Source organism: Hymenobacter bucti (assembly GCF_042681145.1).
GTDB lineage: Bacteria > Bacteroidota > Bacteroidia > Cytophagales > Hymenobacteraceae > Hymenobacter > Hymenobacter bucti.
On sequence record NZ_JBHUFD010000003.1, the window covers coordinates 964,005 to 981,974 of the forward strand.

Annotated in this window: 14 protein-coding genes; 6 read left to right on the forward strand and 8 right to left on the reverse strand. The window is 64.6% G+C overall.

Annotated elements, in window-relative coordinates; all coding sequences use genetic code 11:
- Positions 1 to 127: 127 nt before the first annotated feature.
- The 6 genes from trhO to ACFSDX_RS11740 all read right to left on the reverse strand — a co-directional run bounded on the left by trhO (position 128) and on the right by ACFSDX_RS11740 (position 8,408).
- Positions 128 to 1,069, reverse strand: coding sequence for an oxygen-dependent tRNA uridine(34) hydroxylase TrhO (gene trhO / locus ACFSDX_RS11715; RefSeq protein ID WP_382313615.1), 942 nt, complete (start codon positions 1,067 to 1,069; stop codon positions 128 to 130).
- A 107-nt stretch (positions 1,070 to 1,176) separates the two neighbouring features.
- On the reverse strand, positions 1,177 to 1,809 hold the full coding sequence (locus tag ACFSDX_RS11720; protein ID WP_382313617.1) for a DapH/DapD/GlmU-related protein: 633 nt from the start codon (positions 1,807 to 1,809) through the stop codon (positions 1,177 to 1,179).
- A gap of 69 nt (positions 1,810 to 1,878) precedes the next feature.
- Positions 1,879 to 3,168, reverse strand: coding sequence for a hypothetical protein (locus ACFSDX_RS11725; RefSeq protein ID WP_382313618.1), 1,290 nt, complete (start codon positions 3,166 to 3,168; stop codon positions 1,879 to 1,881).
- Positions 3,165 to 4,481: a DUF2851 family protein gene (locus tag ACFSDX_RS11730; protein ID WP_382313619.1), complete on the reverse strand. Its 1,317-nt coding sequence runs from the start codon at positions 4,479 to 4,481 to the stop codon at positions 3,165 to 3,167. The genes ACFSDX_RS11725 and ACFSDX_RS11730 overlap by 4 nt, the downstream gene beginning before the upstream one ends.
- Positions 4,482 to 4,622: 141 nt before the next feature.
- Positions 4,623 to 5,267, reverse strand: a complete 645-nt coding sequence (gene lolA1, locus ACFSDX_RS11735) for an outer membrane lipoprotein periplasmic chaperone LolA1 (RefSeq protein ID WP_382313620.1) — start codon at positions 5,265 to 5,267, stop codon at positions 4,623 to 4,625.
- A 156-nt stretch (positions 5,268 to 5,423) separates the two neighbouring features.
- Complete coding sequence (locus ACFSDX_RS11740) at positions 5,424 to 8,408, reverse strand: FtsK/SpoIIIE family DNA translocase (protein WP_382313621.1); 2,985 nt, start codon at positions 8,406 to 8,408, stop codon at positions 5,424 to 5,426.
- Positions 8,409 to 8,560: 152 nt separating this feature from the next.
- On the opposite strand from ACFSDX_RS11740, the gene ACFSDX_RS11745 reads away from it, so the two are divergent.
- A complete protein-coding gene (locus ACFSDX_RS11745) occupies positions 8,561 to 9,031 on the forward strand; it encodes a hypothetical protein (RefSeq protein WP_382313622.1) in 471 nt (156 codons plus the stop codon).
- 91 nt (positions 9,032 to 9,122) lie between these two features.
- On the opposite strand, the gene ACFSDX_RS11750 is transcribed toward ACFSDX_RS11745, so the two are convergent.
- Positions 9,123 to 10,841, reverse strand: a complete 1,719-nt coding sequence (locus tag ACFSDX_RS11750; RefSeq protein ID WP_382313623.1) for a DUF6044 family protein — start codon at positions 10,839 to 10,841, stop codon at positions 9,123 to 9,125.
- Between the two features lie 189 nt (positions 10,842 to 11,030).
- Positions 11,031 to 11,930 (reverse strand): site-specific tyrosine recombinase XerD, encoded by a 900-nt coding sequence (xerD, locus tag ACFSDX_RS11755; protein WP_382313624.1) that lies wholly within the window; start codon positions 11,928 to 11,930, stop codon positions 11,031 to 11,033.
- A 372-nt stretch (positions 11,931 to 12,302) separates the two neighbouring features.
- Here xerD and ACFSDX_RS11760 point away from each other — a divergent pair, with 372 nt between their 5' ends.
- The 5 genes from ACFSDX_RS11760 (at position 12,303) to ACFSDX_RS11780 (ending at position 17,844) form a co-directional block, all read left to right on the forward strand.
- On the forward strand, positions 12,303 to 14,876 hold the full coding sequence (locus ACFSDX_RS11760; RefSeq protein ID WP_382313625.1) for a glycoside hydrolase family 95 protein: 2,574 nt from the start codon (positions 12,303 to 12,305) through the stop codon (positions 14,874 to 14,876).
- Positions 14,877 to 15,027: 151 nt separating this feature from the next.
- Entirely contained in the window at positions 15,028 to 15,510 is a 483-nt protein-coding gene (locus tag ACFSDX_RS11765) for a type II 3-dehydroquinate dehydratase (protein WP_382313626.1), read from the forward strand.
- A gap of 155 nt (positions 15,511 to 15,665) precedes the next feature.
- On the forward strand, positions 15,666 to 16,772 hold the full coding sequence (locus ACFSDX_RS11770) for an aminotransferase class V-fold PLP-dependent enzyme (protein ID WP_382313627.1): 1,107 nt from the start codon (positions 15,666 to 15,668) through the stop codon (positions 16,770 to 16,772).
- 120 nt (positions 16,773 to 16,892) lie between these two features.
- On the forward strand, positions 16,893 to 17,348 hold the full coding sequence (locus ACFSDX_RS11775; protein ID WP_382313629.1) for a ribonuclease H family protein: 456 nt from the start codon (positions 16,893 to 16,895) through the stop codon (positions 17,346 to 17,348).
- A 4-nt stretch (positions 17,349 to 17,352) separates the two neighbouring features.
- A complete protein-coding gene (locus ACFSDX_RS11780; RefSeq protein WP_382313631.1) occupies positions 17,353 to 17,844 on the forward strand; it encodes a GyrI-like domain-containing protein in 492 nt (163 codons plus the stop codon).
- The last annotated feature ends 126 nt before the right edge of the window (positions 17,845 to 17,970 follow it).

Sequence of the window (17,970 nt, forward strand, 5' to 3'; positions counted from 1 at the left end):
GAGCTGGGTTATTAACGATTGTCCTTACGAGCGCAGCGAAGCAATCGCATCAGAATAAAACTCGGTGGGTACTACCGTGCTAGTGCGATTGCTTCGCTACGCTCGCAAGGACAGCCGGAACAGTACACTACCCCCGATACGACGCCAGCCCCTGCGCGGGCGTGTAGTGGTTGCTGATTTTCGGATACGTGCCCGTGCCATCGTACGGCCGCTTGTCAGGGTGCTCGGCGCAGGCCTCTGAACAGGCTCCATCCAGCAACTCGCCGCAGCTTTCGCAGAGCGGCAGGTGGGCGTTGCAGTGCGGATTGGCGCAGTTGATGAGGCGGGGTGAGGGCTGCTGGCAGTGGTGGCAGCGCGAGATGACGGTGGGGTTCACCGTATTCACGTCCACCGCCACGCGACCATCAAACACATAGCACTGACCATCAAAGTCTTCGCCGCCTACTTCGTGGCCATACTTGATGATGCCGCCGTGCAGCTGGTACACGTTTTCGAAGCCCTGCTCCAGCAAAAAGGCACTGGCTTTTTCGCACTTCACGCCGCCGGTGCAGTAGGTCAGAATCTTCTTGTCCTTAAACTCCTGCAAGCGCTCGACGCGCTCCGGGAAGTCGCGGAAATTCTCGATGTCTAGCGTCACCGCGTTTTTGAAGCGCCCTAGGTTATACTCGTAGTCCGAGCGCACGTCCACTACCACGACGTCGTCGCGGTCTTTCAGCTCCTTAAACTCCTGGGGCGTAAGGTGCTGGCCGGTGCGCTCGTGGGGCCGCACGTGGCGCAGGCTGCTGTGCACGATTTCATCCTTCAGCCGCACGTGCAGCTTCCGGAAGGTGTGGCTCTCCACGTCGTCAATCTTGAACTCCAGCGCCGCAAAGCGCGGGTCGGCCTTCACGGCAGCCATGTAGGCGGCGCACGCCGCGCGGGTACCCGATACGGTGCCGTTCAGCCCCTCGGCCGCCACGATGATGCGGCCGCGCAAGTCCAGGTCGAGGCACAGCCGGTGGTGCTCGCCGCGGAACTGCTCGGGGTTTTCGAGGGGCGTATAGCAATAGTAAAGAAGGACTTGATACATTTTTTAAATTAAAAATTATGAATTAAAAATTATGAATTGACGCTTGTGCCACTTCTTAGCATTCGTGGCAAACAGCAATTTTTAATTCATAATTTTTAATTTTTAATTTACACCTTAACCGCCGGGTTGCCGAATACCGTCTGGTTGGCGGGCACGTCGGCCACTACCACCGAGCCGGCGCCCACGCGGGCTTTATCGCCCACTTTTACGCCGGCCACCAGCACCGCGCCAGCGCCCACAAAAGCGCCCGCGCCCACCGACGCCCCAACGCCGAGCTGCGCCCCGCTGCCAATTTGGGCGTAGTCACCCACGCTGGCCTGGCCCTCAATCACGGCATTCGGGCCGACCAGGACACCGGCCCCAATCTTGGCCGTGGCGGCTACTACCGCATTGGGACCTACGTAGTTGCCGTGGCCCAGCTCGGCGTGGATAGATACGCTGGCGCGCTGGTGAATCGAATTCACGGGCACCACCTGGTACTCGTCGTGCAGCATCTGGGTGAGGCTGCGGCGGCTGGCGGCGTCTTCGGTGGCCACAAATACTTCGCACTTTTTGCCGATGAGCTTGAGCAGCTCGCCGTCGTCGGTGTTGCCCATCACGGGCACGTCGAGCAGCTCGGTGCTGTGCAGTTTGGGGTCATCGTCGAGAATGCAATACACGACGACATCGTTGGAGAGAAACGCATCCAGGGCGGCGGTGCCGACGGCCTGCGCGCCAAGAATGATAACGGGGTTTTCCATAAAAAGCAAAGTTACGCGCTACGTGCAGCAGTAACCAGTGTAACGCAACCCGCCCAGGGGCCTCCCGGTTCAGTCGCCGAGCCCGAGCCTCCGCAGCAGGCGGCGGGCGTAGTCGTTTTGCAGCAACAGCCACAGCAGCCACGGCAGCAGTACCGTGCGGTAGCGCAGCAGCGTCCCTAGGTTGGGGGTGCTCAGGCCGATGAGGCCGGCCAGCACTACGCAGTACAGCAGCAGCGTCAGCACCAGGGCCGCCGGCAGCCGACCGGGCCGGCCGCGCACCACGGCGGTGGTGGCTAGTACCAGCAGCCCGAGCAACAGCAGGTTTTCGAGGCCCACACCCACGTACCGCAGCCCCGCCGACTCGCCCAGCCAGGGGCGCACCAAGGTTTGGGCGGCGGCCACGGGAAAGTGACTGGCCATGCTACCCAGCGTGGGCTGCAAGCCAGGGTATTCTAGATGTGGCCGGCCTGCGGAGGTGGCCACGCCGTGCAGGTAGTTACCCCAAAGCTGGCTAGTTACGAAGGCTTTGGATACCGGCTCCCCTCCTGCTGCCACTACCAGCGGCCCGGCCAGCGCCACCCCCGCCAGCAGCCCGAGCCCCTGCGCCCGCCACCCCGCGGGCAGCCAGCCACGCCGCTCGGCTCGCACCACTCCCACCAGGGCCAGCAAGCTGCCTAGCAACGGCAGCGCGAAAAAATAACGCAACCGCACCTGCAGCCACCCTAGACCCAGCAGCAGCCCCCACCAGCCCAGCTGCTGCCACCCAGCCGCCGGCAGCCGGTAGTAGAGGCTGTTGAGTAGCATCGCCACCAGCGCCGCCCCGCTGCCCAGCACTAGCGTTTCTTTGGTGATGCCCGCCGACCACCACACCACCGAAGGCCACAGCAAAAAAGCTAGGACCCCGGCCCCCACGGGCGCCGCGGGCCAGAGCTGGCGCAGCGTGCGCACTAGCCCCCAGCAGGCCACGTAGCACCCTAAGCTCAGGTACACGCCAGCTAGCCAGAAGCTACCTAGCGTCACGAAGTTCAGCAAAGCCAGTATTTTACTGACGAATAAGGCGTTAGACCAGCGATACACGCTCCAGGTGTGGGGCCCGTACCAGACCTGGTGGCCCTGCCATAAGGCCAGCCCGCCCGCCGCCGGCCGCATCCAGAACTGCGCCGTAAAGCCTTGCCCCCAGGCGTGCAAAAAGTACGCGTCGGAGCTATGCTGAAACGTGCCAGCCACCACACGCAGCACCAGCGCCGGCAGCAGCCAGCGCCGCAGCACCGGCCCGGCCCGGCGGTACTCGCGGCGCAGCCACCACCCTAGGGTGACTAGTAGCCCTAGGTTCAGCAGCAGGGCAACGGCCAGCTTCATCGGTTGGCGCGCAGCCGCGCTGGCTCGCCGCCCACCAGCCGCCCCCCGATGGCGCAGTGCAGGCAGCGCCGCGGCTGGCAGTATCCCTTGTGCAAGGCCAGCAAGCCCTGCGAGTCGGCCGCCGTGCGGTGCTCAAAGCCCAGGTCCTGGTAGAGGTCGGTGTACTGGTTGTGCTCGGCCGGCAGCTCGCTCAGCAGGCCCACGCTGCTCTCTACGAGGTCGGGCTGGCCGGTGTGGCGGGCGTAGGCCACGCGCAGCGGCACCACTACGTTGATGATTAACAGCTCGATGCTGCTCTTACCCAGGCCCGGCACCTTGCCCGGCCGGCCGGGCCGAAAGTGCTGCTGCCAGTACGCCGGGGCCGGCGCGCCGGCAAAAAACTCGCCGAGCGCTACCACGCTCTGCGCCGTGAGCAGGGCATCGAAGAGCGCGGGGCGGCGGTGCAGCAGCCCCACCAGCTGCCCCAGGCGCACGGCCGGGAAGTTGGCGGGCCGGAGCCTTAAATAATTCCACTCGTGGGCGGCCAGCGCAGTGGGCCCTAGGTCGTATTTGTGACCCAGAAACGCGTGCTCCTGCCGCAGGTCGTGCAAGTACTCATCCGCGGCCGTCTCGTCGTTTTCAATCAGCATGCCGGCCTGCCCAAACAGCAGGGCTTCGAGTTGGCGCTGGTCGTGGCGGTGGCGCCGCACCAGGGGCAGCGGCACCGCCTTAGCGAGGCGGGCCAGGGGCTCGCTGTTTTTTTGAAAGCCGAAAGCCGCCATCAGGGCGTGGTAGGCGGTGGCTTCCCAGTCTTGCCCCAGGTGCTGGTGCAGCGCGGCAATCACGTCGGCTTTTTGCTCTACGCGCTCCAGCAGCGCCCGCTCGGTCATCATCGTGCGCACCAGCATCGGCACCTGGCCCAGCAGCGGGGCGCAAGGCAGCGGCGCGGCCGATGGCGCCTGCACCAGGGCTTCGTAGCGGCTCAGCAGGTCGGGCGCGAGGCGCGGGGCCAGCGCCAGGGCCGGAATGAGGCTGCCGTTGGTGCGGTGCACGTCGGCGTCGGCCTGGTGCACCACGTGCAGCACCACTTGGTCGTACTTCTTGTCGGTCTGGTGGTTATGGCGCTGCCAGTCGCTGGCGCGCAGGTGGATTTCTACGGCCCCGTTCCACTCTACCTCGCCCAGACGTAGGCGAGCGTTGAGGAAATCGGGACCGGCGTCGGCGTTGCGCTGGCCGGGCCGCAGCACCTGGATTTCCTCGCCGCCGGTGGTGCGCAAGTCGCTCTTATCGAAGTACTGGTGCTGCCAGACGTAGTGGAGGAAATCTTCTTTCATCAGGAAAATAAAAACCCCGGGCAATTTGCCGGCGGTAGCGCTCCGTAAAAGTAAAACGCCCCGCTTCGGACTGAAGCAGGGCGTTTCGAAAATTCGCACCTAAAGGCTGGCTACTAAGTAAGTAGGCACCCTAGGGGTTACCTACCGCAAATCCACCACCTTCACGCCGGGATACTGGGCTTTATCGAAGGCAAAGGTGCTGGCCGCAACGGGCACGTTGGGCTTGAAGTTCTTGAGGGTGAAGGTCGTGCGCGTGCCGTTCTTCTTAAAAGTTTTCACGCTGTGGATGGCTTTGTCGGCCGTGCCCACAATTAGCTGCACCTTAAACACGTCGTTCGTCTTGCTATCCGGCGACAACTCGATGAGGTCGCTGGCCACGCCCGCATCCTTGAGCGACTTCACGTAGGTGTATTTGTAGCCCTTCTTGTACATGCTGTACATCTGGGTGGGCGACATGTCCTGGTTGTTGGGGTCCGACTCCGACACGTTCACCTCGTTCTCGTTTTTGAGGTAGGTCCAGGTGTTTTTGCCGTCGTTGAGCACCTCTTGGCCGTTGGCCTTGAGGTGGTATTTCTGGCCGCTCACGGTCACCTCGCCGTTGATGTTCTGCTTGAGCTTGGCGGCGGGGTTTTCCAGGGTTTGGGTAAAGCCAGCCTGAAACGACTTGAGGGCCGTGTACTTCGCACTCACGGCGTCAAGGATTTTACCGGCTTTCGGGTCTTGCTGCGCGGCGGCGGGCAGGGCTAGGGTAGCGGCCAGGGCCAGCAGGGAAAATTTCTGCGTCATATAGAGGTAAAAACCCAGCTGATTGGAGCCGGATGAGCCTGATACGCAAAAGCAAGGCCAAAGTGTCAGTTATCAATTATCAGTCATCGGTTATCAATTGGAAGGGCCTGTCTACTAATGCAGACAGGCCCTTCCAATTGATAACCGATGACTGAATTATTTCATCGTGTTCAGCAGCTGCTCGAGTTGATACTCGTCGGGGATGAGCACGGCGCGGGCCTTGCTACCCTCAAACGGGCCCACGATACCGGCCTGCTGAAGCTGGTCCATGAGGCGGCCCGAGCGGTTGTAGCCGAGCTTAAGTTTGCGCTGAATGAGCGAGGTGGAGCCCTGCTGATGTAGCACGATGCAGCGGGCGGCCTCGGCAAACATGGAGTCGCGCTCGCTGGGGTCCATCTCGTCCTGGCCGCTGCCCTCGTCGCCGTCGGCGCCGGCCACTTCGGGCAACAGGTAAGCGTCGGAGTAGCCCTGCTGCTCACCAATGTAGTCGCAGAGGCGGTCTACTTCGGGCGTGTCGATGAAAGCGCACTGCACCCGAATGAGGTCCGAGCCAGCCGAAAACAGCATGTCGCCCTGGCCAATGAGCTGGTCGGCCCCGCCGGTGTCGAGAATGGTGCGCGAGTCGATTTTGCTGGTCACCTTGAAGGAAATCCGGCACGGAAAGTTGGCCTTGATGATACCCGTAATCACGTTTACGCTCGGGCGCTGGGTGGCCACGATGAGGTGAATACCGATGGCGCGTGCCAGCTGCGCGAGGCGCGCAATGGGCGTTTCCACTTCCTTGCCGGCCGTCATCATGAGGTCGGCGAGCTCGTCGATTACCAGCACGATAAACGGCAGGAAGCGGTGGCCTTTCTTAGGGTTCAGGCGCCGCTCCACAAACTTGAGGTTGTACTCCTTCAAGTTGCGGCAGCCGGCTTCCTTCAGCAGGTCGTAGCGCCGGTCCATCTCCATGCACAAAGAATTCAGCGTGTTCACCACCTTTTTGGTGTCGGTAATGATAGCCTCCTCGGTGTCGGGCAGCTTGGCCAGAAAGTGCCGCTCAATCTTATTGAAGATACTGAGCTCCACTTTCTTAGGGTCAACCAGCACGAATTTGAGCGTGGCGGGGTGGCGCTTGTAGAGCAGCGAGGCCAGAATCACGTTCAGGCCCACCGACTTGCCCTGGCCGGTGGCGCCGGCCATCAGCAAGTGGGGCATTTTGGCCAGGTCGGCCACGAAGACTTCGTTGGTAATGGTGCGGCCGAAGGCCACCGGCAAATCCATTTCGGTGCGGGCAAACTTCTCGGAGCCCAGCACCGAGCGGATGCTTACCATCTCCTTCTTAGTATTCGGCACCTCGATACCGATGGTGCCCTTGCCCGGAATCGGGGCGATGATGCGGATACCTAGGGCGGCCAAACTCAGGGCAATGTCATCTTCCAGGCTCTTGATTTTGGAGATGCGGATGCCCGCCTCGGGCACAATCTCATAGAGCGTGACCGTGGGCCCGATGGTGGCCTTGATGCTGGCAATGGCAATATTGTAGTGCCCTAGGGTCTCCACAATGCGGTCCTTATTGGCCTCCAGCTCCTCCTTGGTTACCTGGGCTTTGGCCACGCCGTAGTCGTTGAGCAGCTCCAGGGTCGGGAACTGGTAGCGCGAGAGGTCGAGCGTGGGGTCGTAGTTGACGTCCGGCATCTGGTCGGCGTCCTCGTCCTCGTCGGCCACCGCCGCGATATCGGCCCCGGCGCTGGGGTCGAGGTCGTCGCGGCTGGGCACGGTTATCTCTAGGCTAGTGCTGGGTACCTGGGGCCTGAGGCTGGGGGCGGGCAGCGGCGCATCCGCATCGGCGAGGTCGGCCAGCGAGAGCGGTGTCGGGATGCTCGATACTATTGGCGCCACCACTTCGGGCTCGGCTTCGGGCAACTCGAAGGAGAAAGCAGGGCCGGTGGCCGCGGCGGCTATTGGCAGCACCACCGGCGCACTCAGCGCCGGAGCGGCCAGCGCGGCGGCGCCCCCTACCCCACTGGTCAGCGCTACTTCGAGCGCGGGCTCGTCGGCAGTGCTGGACGCTATTTCAAAGCTCGGGCCAGCCAGCGGCACGGGGGCTTTGAGGGCGCTGGGGCGCGGCGGGGCGGGCTCGTACTCGGGCTCGCGGTCAAGCAGCGAGGCGTCGTCTTCGTACTCAGCCTCGGCCAGCGGGGCCACTTCCTTCGGAGCCGGGCGGGCGGCTTTGGCGGCGGGTACCGCGGCGGCGGCGGGCGGCGGCGCAAACTCTTCGTCTAGCTCGGCATCCTCCTCATCTTTGCTGCCCAGGCCAAAGTCAAGGTCTAAGCTGGTGATATTGAAGAAAAACACCACGAACATGAGTAGCCCAAAGGCCAGTAGCAGCACCGTGCCCCAGCCAATGAGCGATTGGAGCCAGAACGCCATTTCGTAGCCCACGCCGCCGCTGAGCCAGTCGAAGCGATGGGCCTCGATGGGGTCGGTGCCGGGCTGCTCCATCTGCACCACCACGTAGCCGAGCAGCGCGCTGGTCCACAGCATCGTGAACAAGCCCAGCGCCAGCACGTAGCTCACCGAGCCCCTAGCCCGCCGAAACACGATTTTGTACCCTAGGAAGAAAACTATCGGAATCAGAGCGTAGGCCGACAGGCCAAAGCCCCGGTAGATGAGCTTTTCTGAGAGCCAGGCCCCAAGCAGGCCTAGCCAGTTGCCCGACTCCTGCCCGGCTTCCTTCACTGGAATGGTACCTAGGGCGGCCACCACGCTCTGGTCGGCGCGCCCGCTAAACAGGAACGAGGTGAACGCGATGGTGAGGTAAAGCGAACCCAGCAGCAAGCTGAACCCCACTAGGAGGTGAAAGCGCCGGTCCTTGAGCAGCGCCAGCACATTGCCGAAACCTAGGCGGGGCCCTTCTGCGCGGGGCGGCTTGGGAGAAGCCGCCGGGCGGGCGGGCGCCCCGGCCGCCGCGCGGGCGCGCGGGGCGGCGGGCGCGGGCCGGGCGGGGCCAGGCGCCGCCGTGGGTGGCGCGCTAGTGGCCGGGCGCGGGGTATTGCCGCGGGGGCGCGCCGCCCCGTTGTCGGGGGGCGCGGCGGGGGTCGGGCGATTGGTAGCCGCCGGGCCAGTCGTCGAATTTTTATAGTTGTTAGAGGCCATGCGCGGAGCAAGCGTAAAAGTCAAATCTACGCTACGGGCCGCGGTTTCGAAGCAACCCCAGGCCGGGCTTTCCCGTCAACTAACATAACTTTCGAGCTTTTATCCGCCCTACTGCTTACTATATAATAGCCTTCCGCTGCTGCATTTTTCTAATGCTTACCTACCATTCTTCACATCCTGACGGCCGGGAATACTGCCGCGCCGAATACAACGAAACCGACCACTGGCTGCACGCAACCTGGAAAGGCGTGGTGACCACCCCCGACGGCCAGCGCGCGGCGGCCAAAATGCTGCAACAGCTCCACTTGACGCAGGTGCCCTACCTGCTCAACGACAACAGCCAGGTACTCGGGCCGTGGTTTGATTCGGTCGATTGGCTCCAGCATATCTGGGCGCCCCAGGCCACGCGGCTGGGCCTGCGCTACGTGGCCCACGTGCTCCAGCCCCACACCGAAGACGACCTAGGTCTGTTGTTGCAGCACAATCCGTTTGCCGGCAAGTTTGAATTGCAGTTTTTCACCAACCTCGCCGATGCCACCACCTGGCTGCGCGACCGCCAGCGGCTCGATGCCCAGCGCAGCCCAGCCCCCACATTGCCCGCGCCCAGCACGGCCACGGCGTAGGGTAGTTGTTAGTGGGTAGTGTTTAGCGTTTCGGTAAAATTCTGATTACCCACCACCCACTACTACCTAATCACCACCCACTATCAGCTAATCACTGAACAGCAGGCAGAGCTTCGTAGAGATGCAGCCGCCAGTAGGCGCCCGAGTCTTCGAACACGCCCAGCAGACGCAGGCCGCTTTCGGCGGGCCGGGCCAGGCGCACGGCCGAAAGCACGTAGCGGCCGCCCAGCCGCCGAAACGCCGCCGCGTCGAAGGCCCAGTGCTGTACGGTGCGCACCGGCCGCTTGCCCACCAGGAAGCTGCGCCCGAGCTCGGCCGAAAAGAGGTAGCAGCGGTTGCCCCAGGCATCGAAGTACGTGGCCAGCTCGGGGCTTTTGGCGAGCTCACCGGCGATGAGCGGCCGGAAGGCGTGCTTGTAGGCCAGCGGATAAAGCGTCTGGTACGAGTCGAGGGTGTAGAAGCCGTTGAGCTGCGCCACGGCGGGCGGCAGCCCCAGGCACGCCACCCGGTAGGCGGCGGGTGGCTGCCCGGTTTGGGATTGGATGAGCGCCCGCGCCTGCCCCAGCAGCCCCGGCGCCACGTAGGCGGCGTAGCCGGGCGCATCGGCCTTGGGCCGGCCGGCCAGGGCGCGCACGTTGTTGACGAACTCGGGGTTAGCCGCCAGCACCAGCAAAAACTGGAGCGCCAGCAGCGCGTAGGCCAGCCGCCCGGCGGGTAGCTGCCGCAGCACCAGCACCAACACCAGCACCCAGGGCAAGGCCAGCAAAAAGTAAAACCGGCCCAGCGAAAACGCGTGCAGCAGCGGCAGCCGGCCTTGCAGCCGCGCGGCCAGCTGCGGCAGCAGCCCCGCCAACAGGCACAGCCCCGCAATGGCCGCCAGCAGCCACAGCACCTGCCGCCCCAGCTGCCCGCGCGCCGGACCCACCAGCCGCCCCAGCCCCACGGCCACCGCCAGCACGATGCCGCCCTTAAAAAACGGACTGGCGTGGTAGTGCCCCAGCCAAAACAGCTGCCCCGCCTCGCGCAACCCGCGGCCCAGGCCCACCGGCGCCAGCCGCGCCAAGTCGAACTCTTCGCGGTGCGCCACGAAGGCTTTGGCCACCAGCAGGCCGTAGAACAGCTGCCACTCCACCACCACGTAGCCGGCCAGCAGCAGGGCCAGCCCGGCCGCCCCGCGCGCCGTGGCGGGCCATGCCGCCCGGCCGCGCCGCCCTAGGTCGAGCAGCAGGCCCAGCCCCCACGCCACCGCCACAAACGGCCCCACCAGCACAAACGACGACCACCACGGCAGCGCCGCGCAGACCAGCCACTCGGGCCAGCGGGCGCGGCCATCGCGCAGCCCTAGGGCGGCCCGCAGCAGCGCCGGCTGCCCCAGCACGCTCAGCCCAAAGATGCTGTAGGCCGGCAGCACTGCCCACAGCAGCGCCACGGCCGCCGCCAGGCCGCGCAGCTCGGGCCGGGCCAGGCCGTAGCGGCGCAGCAGCCAGTACATGCCCAGCAGGCCCGCCACGCGCGCCAGGGCTTCGTGCAGTAGGTAGGCGGCCAGCGGCGCCGTGGGCAGCAGCTCGAAGACCAGAATCGTGATGCTCAGCCCCGAGCGCAGAGCGGCCCGCGGCAGCCCATTCATGATGGGCGGCACCACCGCGCCGGGGCCGTGGGCCAGCGCCAGGTGCAGCTTGGCCAGCAGGTGCGCCCACACCACTTCGGCCTCCAGGTTATCGTGCAGCAGAATGAACGTGCGCGGCCCAAGGGCCACCAGCGGCAGCATAAAAACTACAAGCCACAACAGGGCGCGGTAGAGAGGCTTCAATTCTTAGCGGTGAGAGAGTGAGGTGGTGAAGGGTGAGAGGGTAAAAGAGTGAAGAGGGTAAGCGGTTGTCATTGCGAGCGCAGCGAAGCAATCGCACTAGGGCAGGCTGTTCGGATTCCCGACAGGTGCGATTGCTTCGCTGCGCTCGCAATGACAACCGCTTGCCTTCTTGCCTTCTCATCCCCTCATCTAGCTCCTGGGGTGAAACTCGGTGATGACTTGGCGTAGGTAGTCACGGTCGAGGTGGGTGTAGATTTCGGTGGTCGTGATGGAGATGTGGCCCAGCATTTCCTGCACCGCGCGCAGGTCGGCGCCGCCTTCGAGCAGGTGGGTGGCGAAGGAGTGCCGCAGCGTGTGCGGGCTGATGGTTTGGCGCAAACCCGCCAGCTCAGCCAGCTTCTTGATGGTGGTAAACACCGTGATGCGTGAAAGCTGCCGGCCCCGGTGGCTCAAAAACACGATATCCTCGTAGCCGGGCTGCACGGCGAGGTGCTGGCGCACGCCGCCTAGGTAGAAGTGCAGGTGCTTCACGGCCTCGCGGCCCACGGGTACCAGCCGCTCCTTATTGCCCTTGCCCAGCACCCGCATAAAACCCTGCTCGAAGTAGAGGTTCGAGAGCTTGAGGTCGCACAACTCACTCACGCGCAGGCCCGACGAGTACAGCACCTCCAGCAGGGCGCGGCTGCGCAGCCCTTCGTTGGTGCTGAGGTCAATAACGCCGAGCAGCTTTTCAATGTCGGGGTACGAGAGCGTATCGGGCAGGTGCCGGCCGGCCTTCGGCGATTCCAGCGTGTCGGTGGGGTCTATTTTGAGCAGGTCTTCCATGATGAGAAACTCGTAGAAAGCCTTGATGCCCGAGAGCGTGCGCGCCTGCGACGTGCTCGACAGCCCTAGGTCGGTGAGCGTGGCCAGGAAATCGCGCAGCAGCCGGGTGGTTACTTGCAGCGGGCCGGCCTTTAGGCTTTCGGATTCCAGCCACTGGTGCAGCTTGCGCACGTCGCGCCGGTAGGCCTCCACTGAGTTGGGCGAGAGCGATTTTTCCAGGCGCAGGTAGCCGTCGAATTGTTTGATAGCTTGGGGCCAGGTCACGTGGGGCGGGATGAGGTAGGTGCGGCGGGCGCGGGGTTTTGCAGCCGCAAAAGTCGTGGGTATTCGCCTTACGGATGGCGGTTGCCTAGGAAATTTTGCACACTGCATCCGTCAGGCAGCGCGCTGCGAAGTAGCTCGCGTGGGGCAGTAACCCCATGCGCTTGCAAACGCGCAGCATGACGGGCGGTGACGCTTTCTAGCGGAAAAGATTATTGCGCCACGCGAGCTACTTCGCGGCGCGCTGCCTGACGAACGTTGTTTTTAACGAATTCCTGAGCAACTTCACGAAATTCTACTTGGCAGCTAAAACGTTTTTTTAGCTGCCAGCCTACCCATTCTCTCTTCTCTCCCCAAAGCACCTCCACCTTCAATATGATGCTACCCCGACTACTAGCCCGCCAGCTGCCCGCCCTAGGTGGCTGCCTGACGCTGCTGCTGGGCCTGGCCGCCCGGCCGGCCCAAGCCCAAACGCCAGCCGCCGGCAAGCTCTGGTACAAGCAGCCCGCCCGGCAGTGGGTCGAGGCCTTGCCGCTGGGCAACGGCCGCCTCGGGGCAATGCTGTTTGGCGGGGCCGAGCAGGAGCTGCTGCAGCTAAACGAGAGCAGCCTATGGAGCGGCGGCCCGGCGCGGCCGGGCATAAACCCCGGCGCGGCGGCCGTGCTGCCCCAGGTGCGCCAGGCCCTGCTGCAAGACCAGGACTACGGCCGGGCCGACCGCCTCACCCGCCAGATGCAAGGCCTGTACTCCGAGTCGTACTTGCCGCTCGGCGACGTGCGCCTGCGCCAGGACCTAGGCGGCCAGGCGCCCGCCGACTACTACCGCGACCTTGACCTGAATACTGCCACCGCCACCACCCGCTTCACGGCCGGGGGCGTGCGCTACGAGCGCACAGCGTTTGCGTCGGCCCCCGATAAGGTGCTGGTGCTGCGCCTCACCAGCAGCCAGCCCGGCAAATTGAGCTTTGACGTGGCCACCCGCTCGCAGCTGCGCTACCGGGTGGCCGCGGCCGCGCCGGCCGAGCTGGTGGTGCGCGGCAAGGCCCCGGCCCGCGTGGACCCCAGCTACTACAACCGGCCCGGCCGCCCGCCCGAGGTGTACGCCGACACGAGCGGCTGCAACGGCATGCGCTTCGAGTATCGCCTGCGCGCCCTCACCAAGCAGGGCACCGTGACCGCCGACACCGCCGGCCTGCACGTGCGCGGCGCCACCGAAGTAGTGCTGCTGGTGAGCGCCGCCACCTCGTTTAATGGCTTCGACAAGTGCCCCGACAGCCAGGGCCTGAACGAAGACGCGCTGGCCGCCGCCGCCCTGCGCGAGGCGGCCGGCCGCAGCTACGAAACCCTGCGCCGCCGCCACCTGGCCGATTATCAGGCGCTATTCAACCGCGCCACACTCACGCTGGGCGGCCCCGGGGCCCTCGCCGGCGGCCCGGCCCTGGCCACCGATGAGCGCCTGCGCGCCTACACGGCCGGCGCCGCCGATGCGGGGCTGGAGGCGCTGTACTTTCAGTTTGGGCGGTATTTGCTCATTTCGGCGTCGCGCCCCGGCGGGCCGCCCGCCAACCTTCAAGGCATCTGGAACAAGGAGCTGCGCGCGCCCTGGAGCTCGAACTATACCATCAACATCAACACCCAGATGAACTACTGGCCGGCCGAGGCCACCGGCCTCAGCGAGCTGCACCAGCCGCTGCTCGACTGGCTGCCCGGCCTGGCCCAAACCGGCCGCACCACGGCCCGCGAGTTTTACGGCGCGCGGGGCTGGGTGGCGCACCACAATTCGGATATCTGGGCCCTGTCGAACCCCGTGGGCGACCGCGGCCAGGGCGACCCGGTGTGGGCCAACTGGTACATGGGCGGCAACTGGCTGTGCCGCCACCTCTGGGAGCACTACCTCTACACCGGCGACCAGGCGTTTTTGCGCCGGGCGTACCCGATTATGAAATCGGCTGCCCAGTTTTCGCTCGACTGGCTGGTCGAAGATGGCAAAGGCCACTTGGTCACGGCCCCGTCCACGACGCCCGAAAACAAGTTTAAGGACGCCGCCGGCCGCGAGCAGGGCGTGTCGGTGGGCACCACCATGGACTTATCCATCATCCGCGACCTGTTTGCCAGCGTGCGGCAGGCCTCGGCTACCCTAGGCGTAGATGCGAGCCTGCGCGACAGCCTGCAAGCGGCCACGGCCCGGCTGCTACCGCTGCAAGTGGGCAGCCAGGGGCAGCTGCTGGAGTGGTCGCAGGAGTTCACCGAAACCGACCCGCGCCACCGCCACGCCTCGCACCTCTACGGCCTGTACCCCGGCTGGGAAATCACGCCGCACACCAACCCCACCCTGCTGGCCGCCGCCCGCAAAAGCCTCGAAACCCGCGGCGACGAGGGCACCGGCTGGAGCAAAGGCTGGAAAATAAACTGGTGGGCCCGTCTGCTCAACGGCGACCACGCCCACCGCCTCGTGCGCCAGCTGCTCACCTACGTAGACCCCGAAAAGGGCGGCGCCGGCGGCACCTACCCTAACCTCTTCGACGCCCACCCGCCCTTCCAGATTGACGGCAACTTTGCGGGCACCGCCGGCATGGCTGAAATGCTGCTGCAAAGCCACGACGGCGCCCTGCACGTGCTGCCCGCCCTGCCCAGCGCCTGGCCCGCGGGCACAGTCACCGGCCTGCGCGCCCGCGGCGGCTTCGAGGTGGTGGCGCTGCGCTGGGAGCAGGGCCGCCTCGCCGGCCTCACCGTGCGCTCGGCCCTAGGGGGCAACCTGCGCCTGCGGCTGCCCCAGGGCGCCCAGCCCGCCGCCGGCCCCACCCTCACGCCCGCCACCGGCCGCAATGCGAATGCTTTTTACCAGCAGAGCGCGTATTTCGGCGCCCAAGCCGGGGCCAGCGTACCGGGCGCCACGGCCGACTACGACCTGGCTACAAAGGCCGGCAAAGCGTACACCTGGCGCTGGTAGGGTGCGGGGCTGGCCCCCACCCGGCGTTGCTCGGTCACGCATACGTAGCCGAACCACGCCAACCGCGCCCGGCGTGGTTCGGCTACGTATGCACAACAACGCCGGGCGGGGGCAAGCCCCGCACCCTACCAACCAATTATTTGTCAATCCTGTGAACATCCTCCTCCTCAACGGCCCCAATCTCAACCTCCTAGGTCGCCGCGAGCCGCACATCTACGGCCACCGCTCGTTCGAAGACTACTTGCCCGAGCTACAGGCCGACTTCCCCGACCTCACGCTGACTTCTTTCCAGAGCAACCACGAGGGCGCGCTGCTCGACCGCCTGCACGCCGCCGCCGGCTGGGGTGACGCTGGCTCCGAGAGCGCCAGCCAGGCCGTGGTGCTCAATGCGGGCGGCCTCACCCACACCAGCGTGGCGCTGGGCGATGCCGTGGCGGCCGTGGCCGGCGCGGGCCTGCCCGTTATTGAGGTGCACCTCAGCAACTTAGCGGGGCGCGAGGAATTTCGGCACGTCAGCTACATCGGTAAGCACTGCGTGGGCAGTATCGCGGGTTTTGGGCTGGAAAGCTACCGGCTGGCGCTGCACTACTTGCTCAGCCAGCGGCCCCGGCCGGTGGGTTTTGGGCGGCGGTAGGGTAGCAGTAGCTTGGACTTTGTAGTCCGAGCGCGAGCAAGGCTCGCATCTACGCAAGAACGGCCCGTACCCAACGTACCCTGACCGCAGATGCTCGCTGCGCGCGCGCTCGGACTACAAAGTCCAAGCTACTGCTGAATACCTTTGCCGGTACTATGGCAATCCTCCCGACTTACACTTTCAATCCCGGCCCCGCGGCCGTGTACCCCGAGCTACGCCAGTACCTGACCGACGCCTATGAAGAAGGCTGGCTGTCGGCGCCGCACCGGGGCGAACGCTTCGCGGCGCTCGTGCGCCACTGCCTCGAGCAGGCCCGCGCCAAGCTCAACATCCCGCAAGACTATACCATTCTGTTCACGTCGTCGGCCACCGAGTGCTGGGAAATCCTGACCCAGAGCCTCACGCCGCGCCGTTCGTTTCACCTCTATAATGGGTCGTTTGGGCAGAAGTGGTTTGACTACGCCCGCGCCCTGCGGCCGGGCTGCACTGGCCTACGCTTCGACATCAACGACGTGCCCGACCCGGCCAGCCTGCCCTTCAACCCCGAGGAAACCGACCTCGTGTGCCTCACCCAAAACGAAACCAGCACCGCCACCCAGCTGCGCGACTCGTTCATCCTGAACGTCTTCAACCGCCTCGGGCCGGCCCTGCTGGCCGTGGATGCTACGTCGTCCATCGGCGGCGTGCAGCTCAAGTTTATCAAGGCGGATGTCTGGTACGGCTCGGTGCAGAAGTGCCTGGGCCTGCCCGCCGGCCTGGGCCTCATGGTGCTCTCGCCACGCGCCGTGGCCCGCGCCCGCGAAATCGGCGACAAGGCGCACTATAACAGCCTCAACAGCATGATATCCAACATGCTGAACTTCCAGACCACCCACACCCCTAACGTGCTGGGTATCTACCTTCTGAGCCGCGTGCTCAACATGCGCGAGCCCATCAAGGTCATTGCCCCGCACTTGCAGGAGCGCGCCCAAAAGCTCTACGACTACTTTGGGCAGGTGCAGCCCCTAGGTCTGCGCCCGCTCATCGAAAACGTGGATGCCCGCTCCACCACCGTTATCGGGGTGCAGGGCCCGCCCGCCCTCATCGAGGAGGTCAAGCGCCGCGCCCGCGACGAGGCCGGCCTGCAACTGGGCTCGGGCTACGGCGACCACAAGGCCACCAGCTTCCGCATCGCCAACTTCCCGGCCGTGCCGGATGCCGCGTTTGAGGCCCTGGTACAGTTTTTCGAGAAAATCCGGAATGAGGAAGCGGTAGCGAAGTAGATAAGTGATAGAAGCCGTCCGTCATGCTAAGCGCTGCGCTGCGCTCAGCATGACGGACGGTTTTACTCTCGGCCCTATTCCTTCCTACCCCCTCACCCTCCTACCCTCCTACCCCAAAAAGTGATTACCCTCTTCACCGATGGCTCGTCGCGCGGCAACCCCGGGCCCGGCGGCTACGGCACCATTCTGCGCTACGGCCCCCACGAAAAGGAGCTGAGCCAGGGCTTCCGCCGCACCACCAACAACCGCATGGAGCTGCTGGCCGTGATAGTGGGCCTCGAAGCCGTGACGCGCCCCGAAATCCCCATCCTGGTCGTGTCCGACTCCAAGTACGTGGTCGATGCTGTCGAAAAGCGCTGGGTCTTCGGCTGGGTCAAAAAACCCGATTTTGGCAAAAAAGCCAACGAGGACCTGTGGCGGCGCTTCCTGCGCATCTACGAGCAGCGCAAAGTCTCTTTCAAATGGATAAAAGGCCACGCTGGCCACGCCGAAAACGAGCGCTGCGACGTGCTCGCCGTGCAAAGCGCCCTAGGTAAGGGTTTGCTCGTAGATGAGGGGTACGAGGCGCTGGGGTAAGCTTATGAGCATCCTTCCCAAACTGCTCCGCCTGGAAACTCTTGGCCCCAAGCGGCTCGTTGGCCAGCGGCAGGTGATGTCGCTAGCTGCCAATACCACAACCGAGCTATGGCGCGGCTTTATGCAAGAGCGCGCCGCGCTACCAGGTGGCAGGGCTCGCTATTCACTCCAGCGTTACCCGCTGGGGTATTTCACTCGCTTTTCGCCCGAAACACTTTTTGAAAAATGGGCCGCCCAGGAAGTAGCTGACCCTTCCTTTGTGCTGCCGGCCGGCTTCGAAATGCTTGAGCTAGCGGGGGGGCTTTACGCCGTGTTTTTGCACCAAGGTCCGGCCAGCCAGGGGGCGGCCACGTTTCAATATATTTTCAAAACTTGGCTGCCTGGCTCCAACTACGTGCTTGACGACCGGCCACATTTCGAGTTGTTAGGCGAAAAATACCGCAGCGATGCGCCAGATTCAGAGGAAGAAATCTGGCTGCCCATCAAGCCCCGCTAAGTCCCGCAAATTTTGCCCAACGACTACTTCCAGTTCCAGCAGTTCCGCATCAACCAAGCCGACTGCGCTCAAAGAGTGAGCAGTTCTGCCGGCCTCCTGAAACTGCTGGAGTCATTGCCCTAGATA

What these genes read in the sequence shown, in the direction of transcription:
- ACFSDX_RS11730 (WP_382313619.1), bottom strand. Translation starts at nt 4,481, where the DNA reads ATGAAAGAAGATTTCCTCCACTACGTCTGGCAGCACCAGTACTTCGAT.
- ACFSDX_RS11745 (WP_382313622.1), top strand. Translation starts at nt 8,561, where the DNA reads ATGCTTACCTACCATTCTTCACATCCTGACGGCCGGGAATACTGCCGC.
- ACFSDX_RS11760 (WP_382313625.1), top strand. Translation starts at nt 12,303, where the DNA reads ATGATGCTACCCCGACTACTAGCCCGCCAGCTGCCCGCCCTAGGTGGC.
- ACFSDX_RS11720 (WP_382313617.1), bottom strand. Translation starts at nt 1,809, where the DNA reads ATGGAAAACCCCGTTATCATTCTTGGCGCGCAGGCCGTCGGCACCGCC.
- ACFSDX_RS11725 (WP_382313618.1), bottom strand. Translation starts at nt 3,168, where the DNA reads ATGAAGCTGGCCGTTGCCCTGCTGCTGAACCTAGGGCTACTAGTCACC.
- trhO (WP_382313615.1), bottom strand. Translation starts at nt 1,069, where the DNA reads ATGTATCAAGTCCTTCTTTACTATTGCTATACGCCCCTCGAAAACCCC.
- lolA1 (WP_382313620.1), bottom strand. Translation starts at nt 5,267, where the DNA reads ATGACGCAGAAATTTTCCCTGCTGGCCCTGGCCGCTACCCTAGCCCTG.
- ACFSDX_RS11770 (WP_382313627.1), top strand. Translation starts at nt 15,666, where the DNA reads ATGGCAATCCTCCCGACTTACACTTTCAATCCCGGCCCCGCGGCCGTG.
- ACFSDX_RS11780 (WP_382313631.1), top strand. Translation starts at nt 17,353, where the DNA reads ATGAGCATCCTTCCCAAACTGCTCCGCCTGGAAACTCTTGGCCCCAAG.
- ACFSDX_RS11740 (WP_382313621.1), bottom strand. Translation starts at nt 8,408, where the DNA reads ATGGCCTCTAACAACTATAAAAATTCGACGACTGGCCCGGCGGCTACC.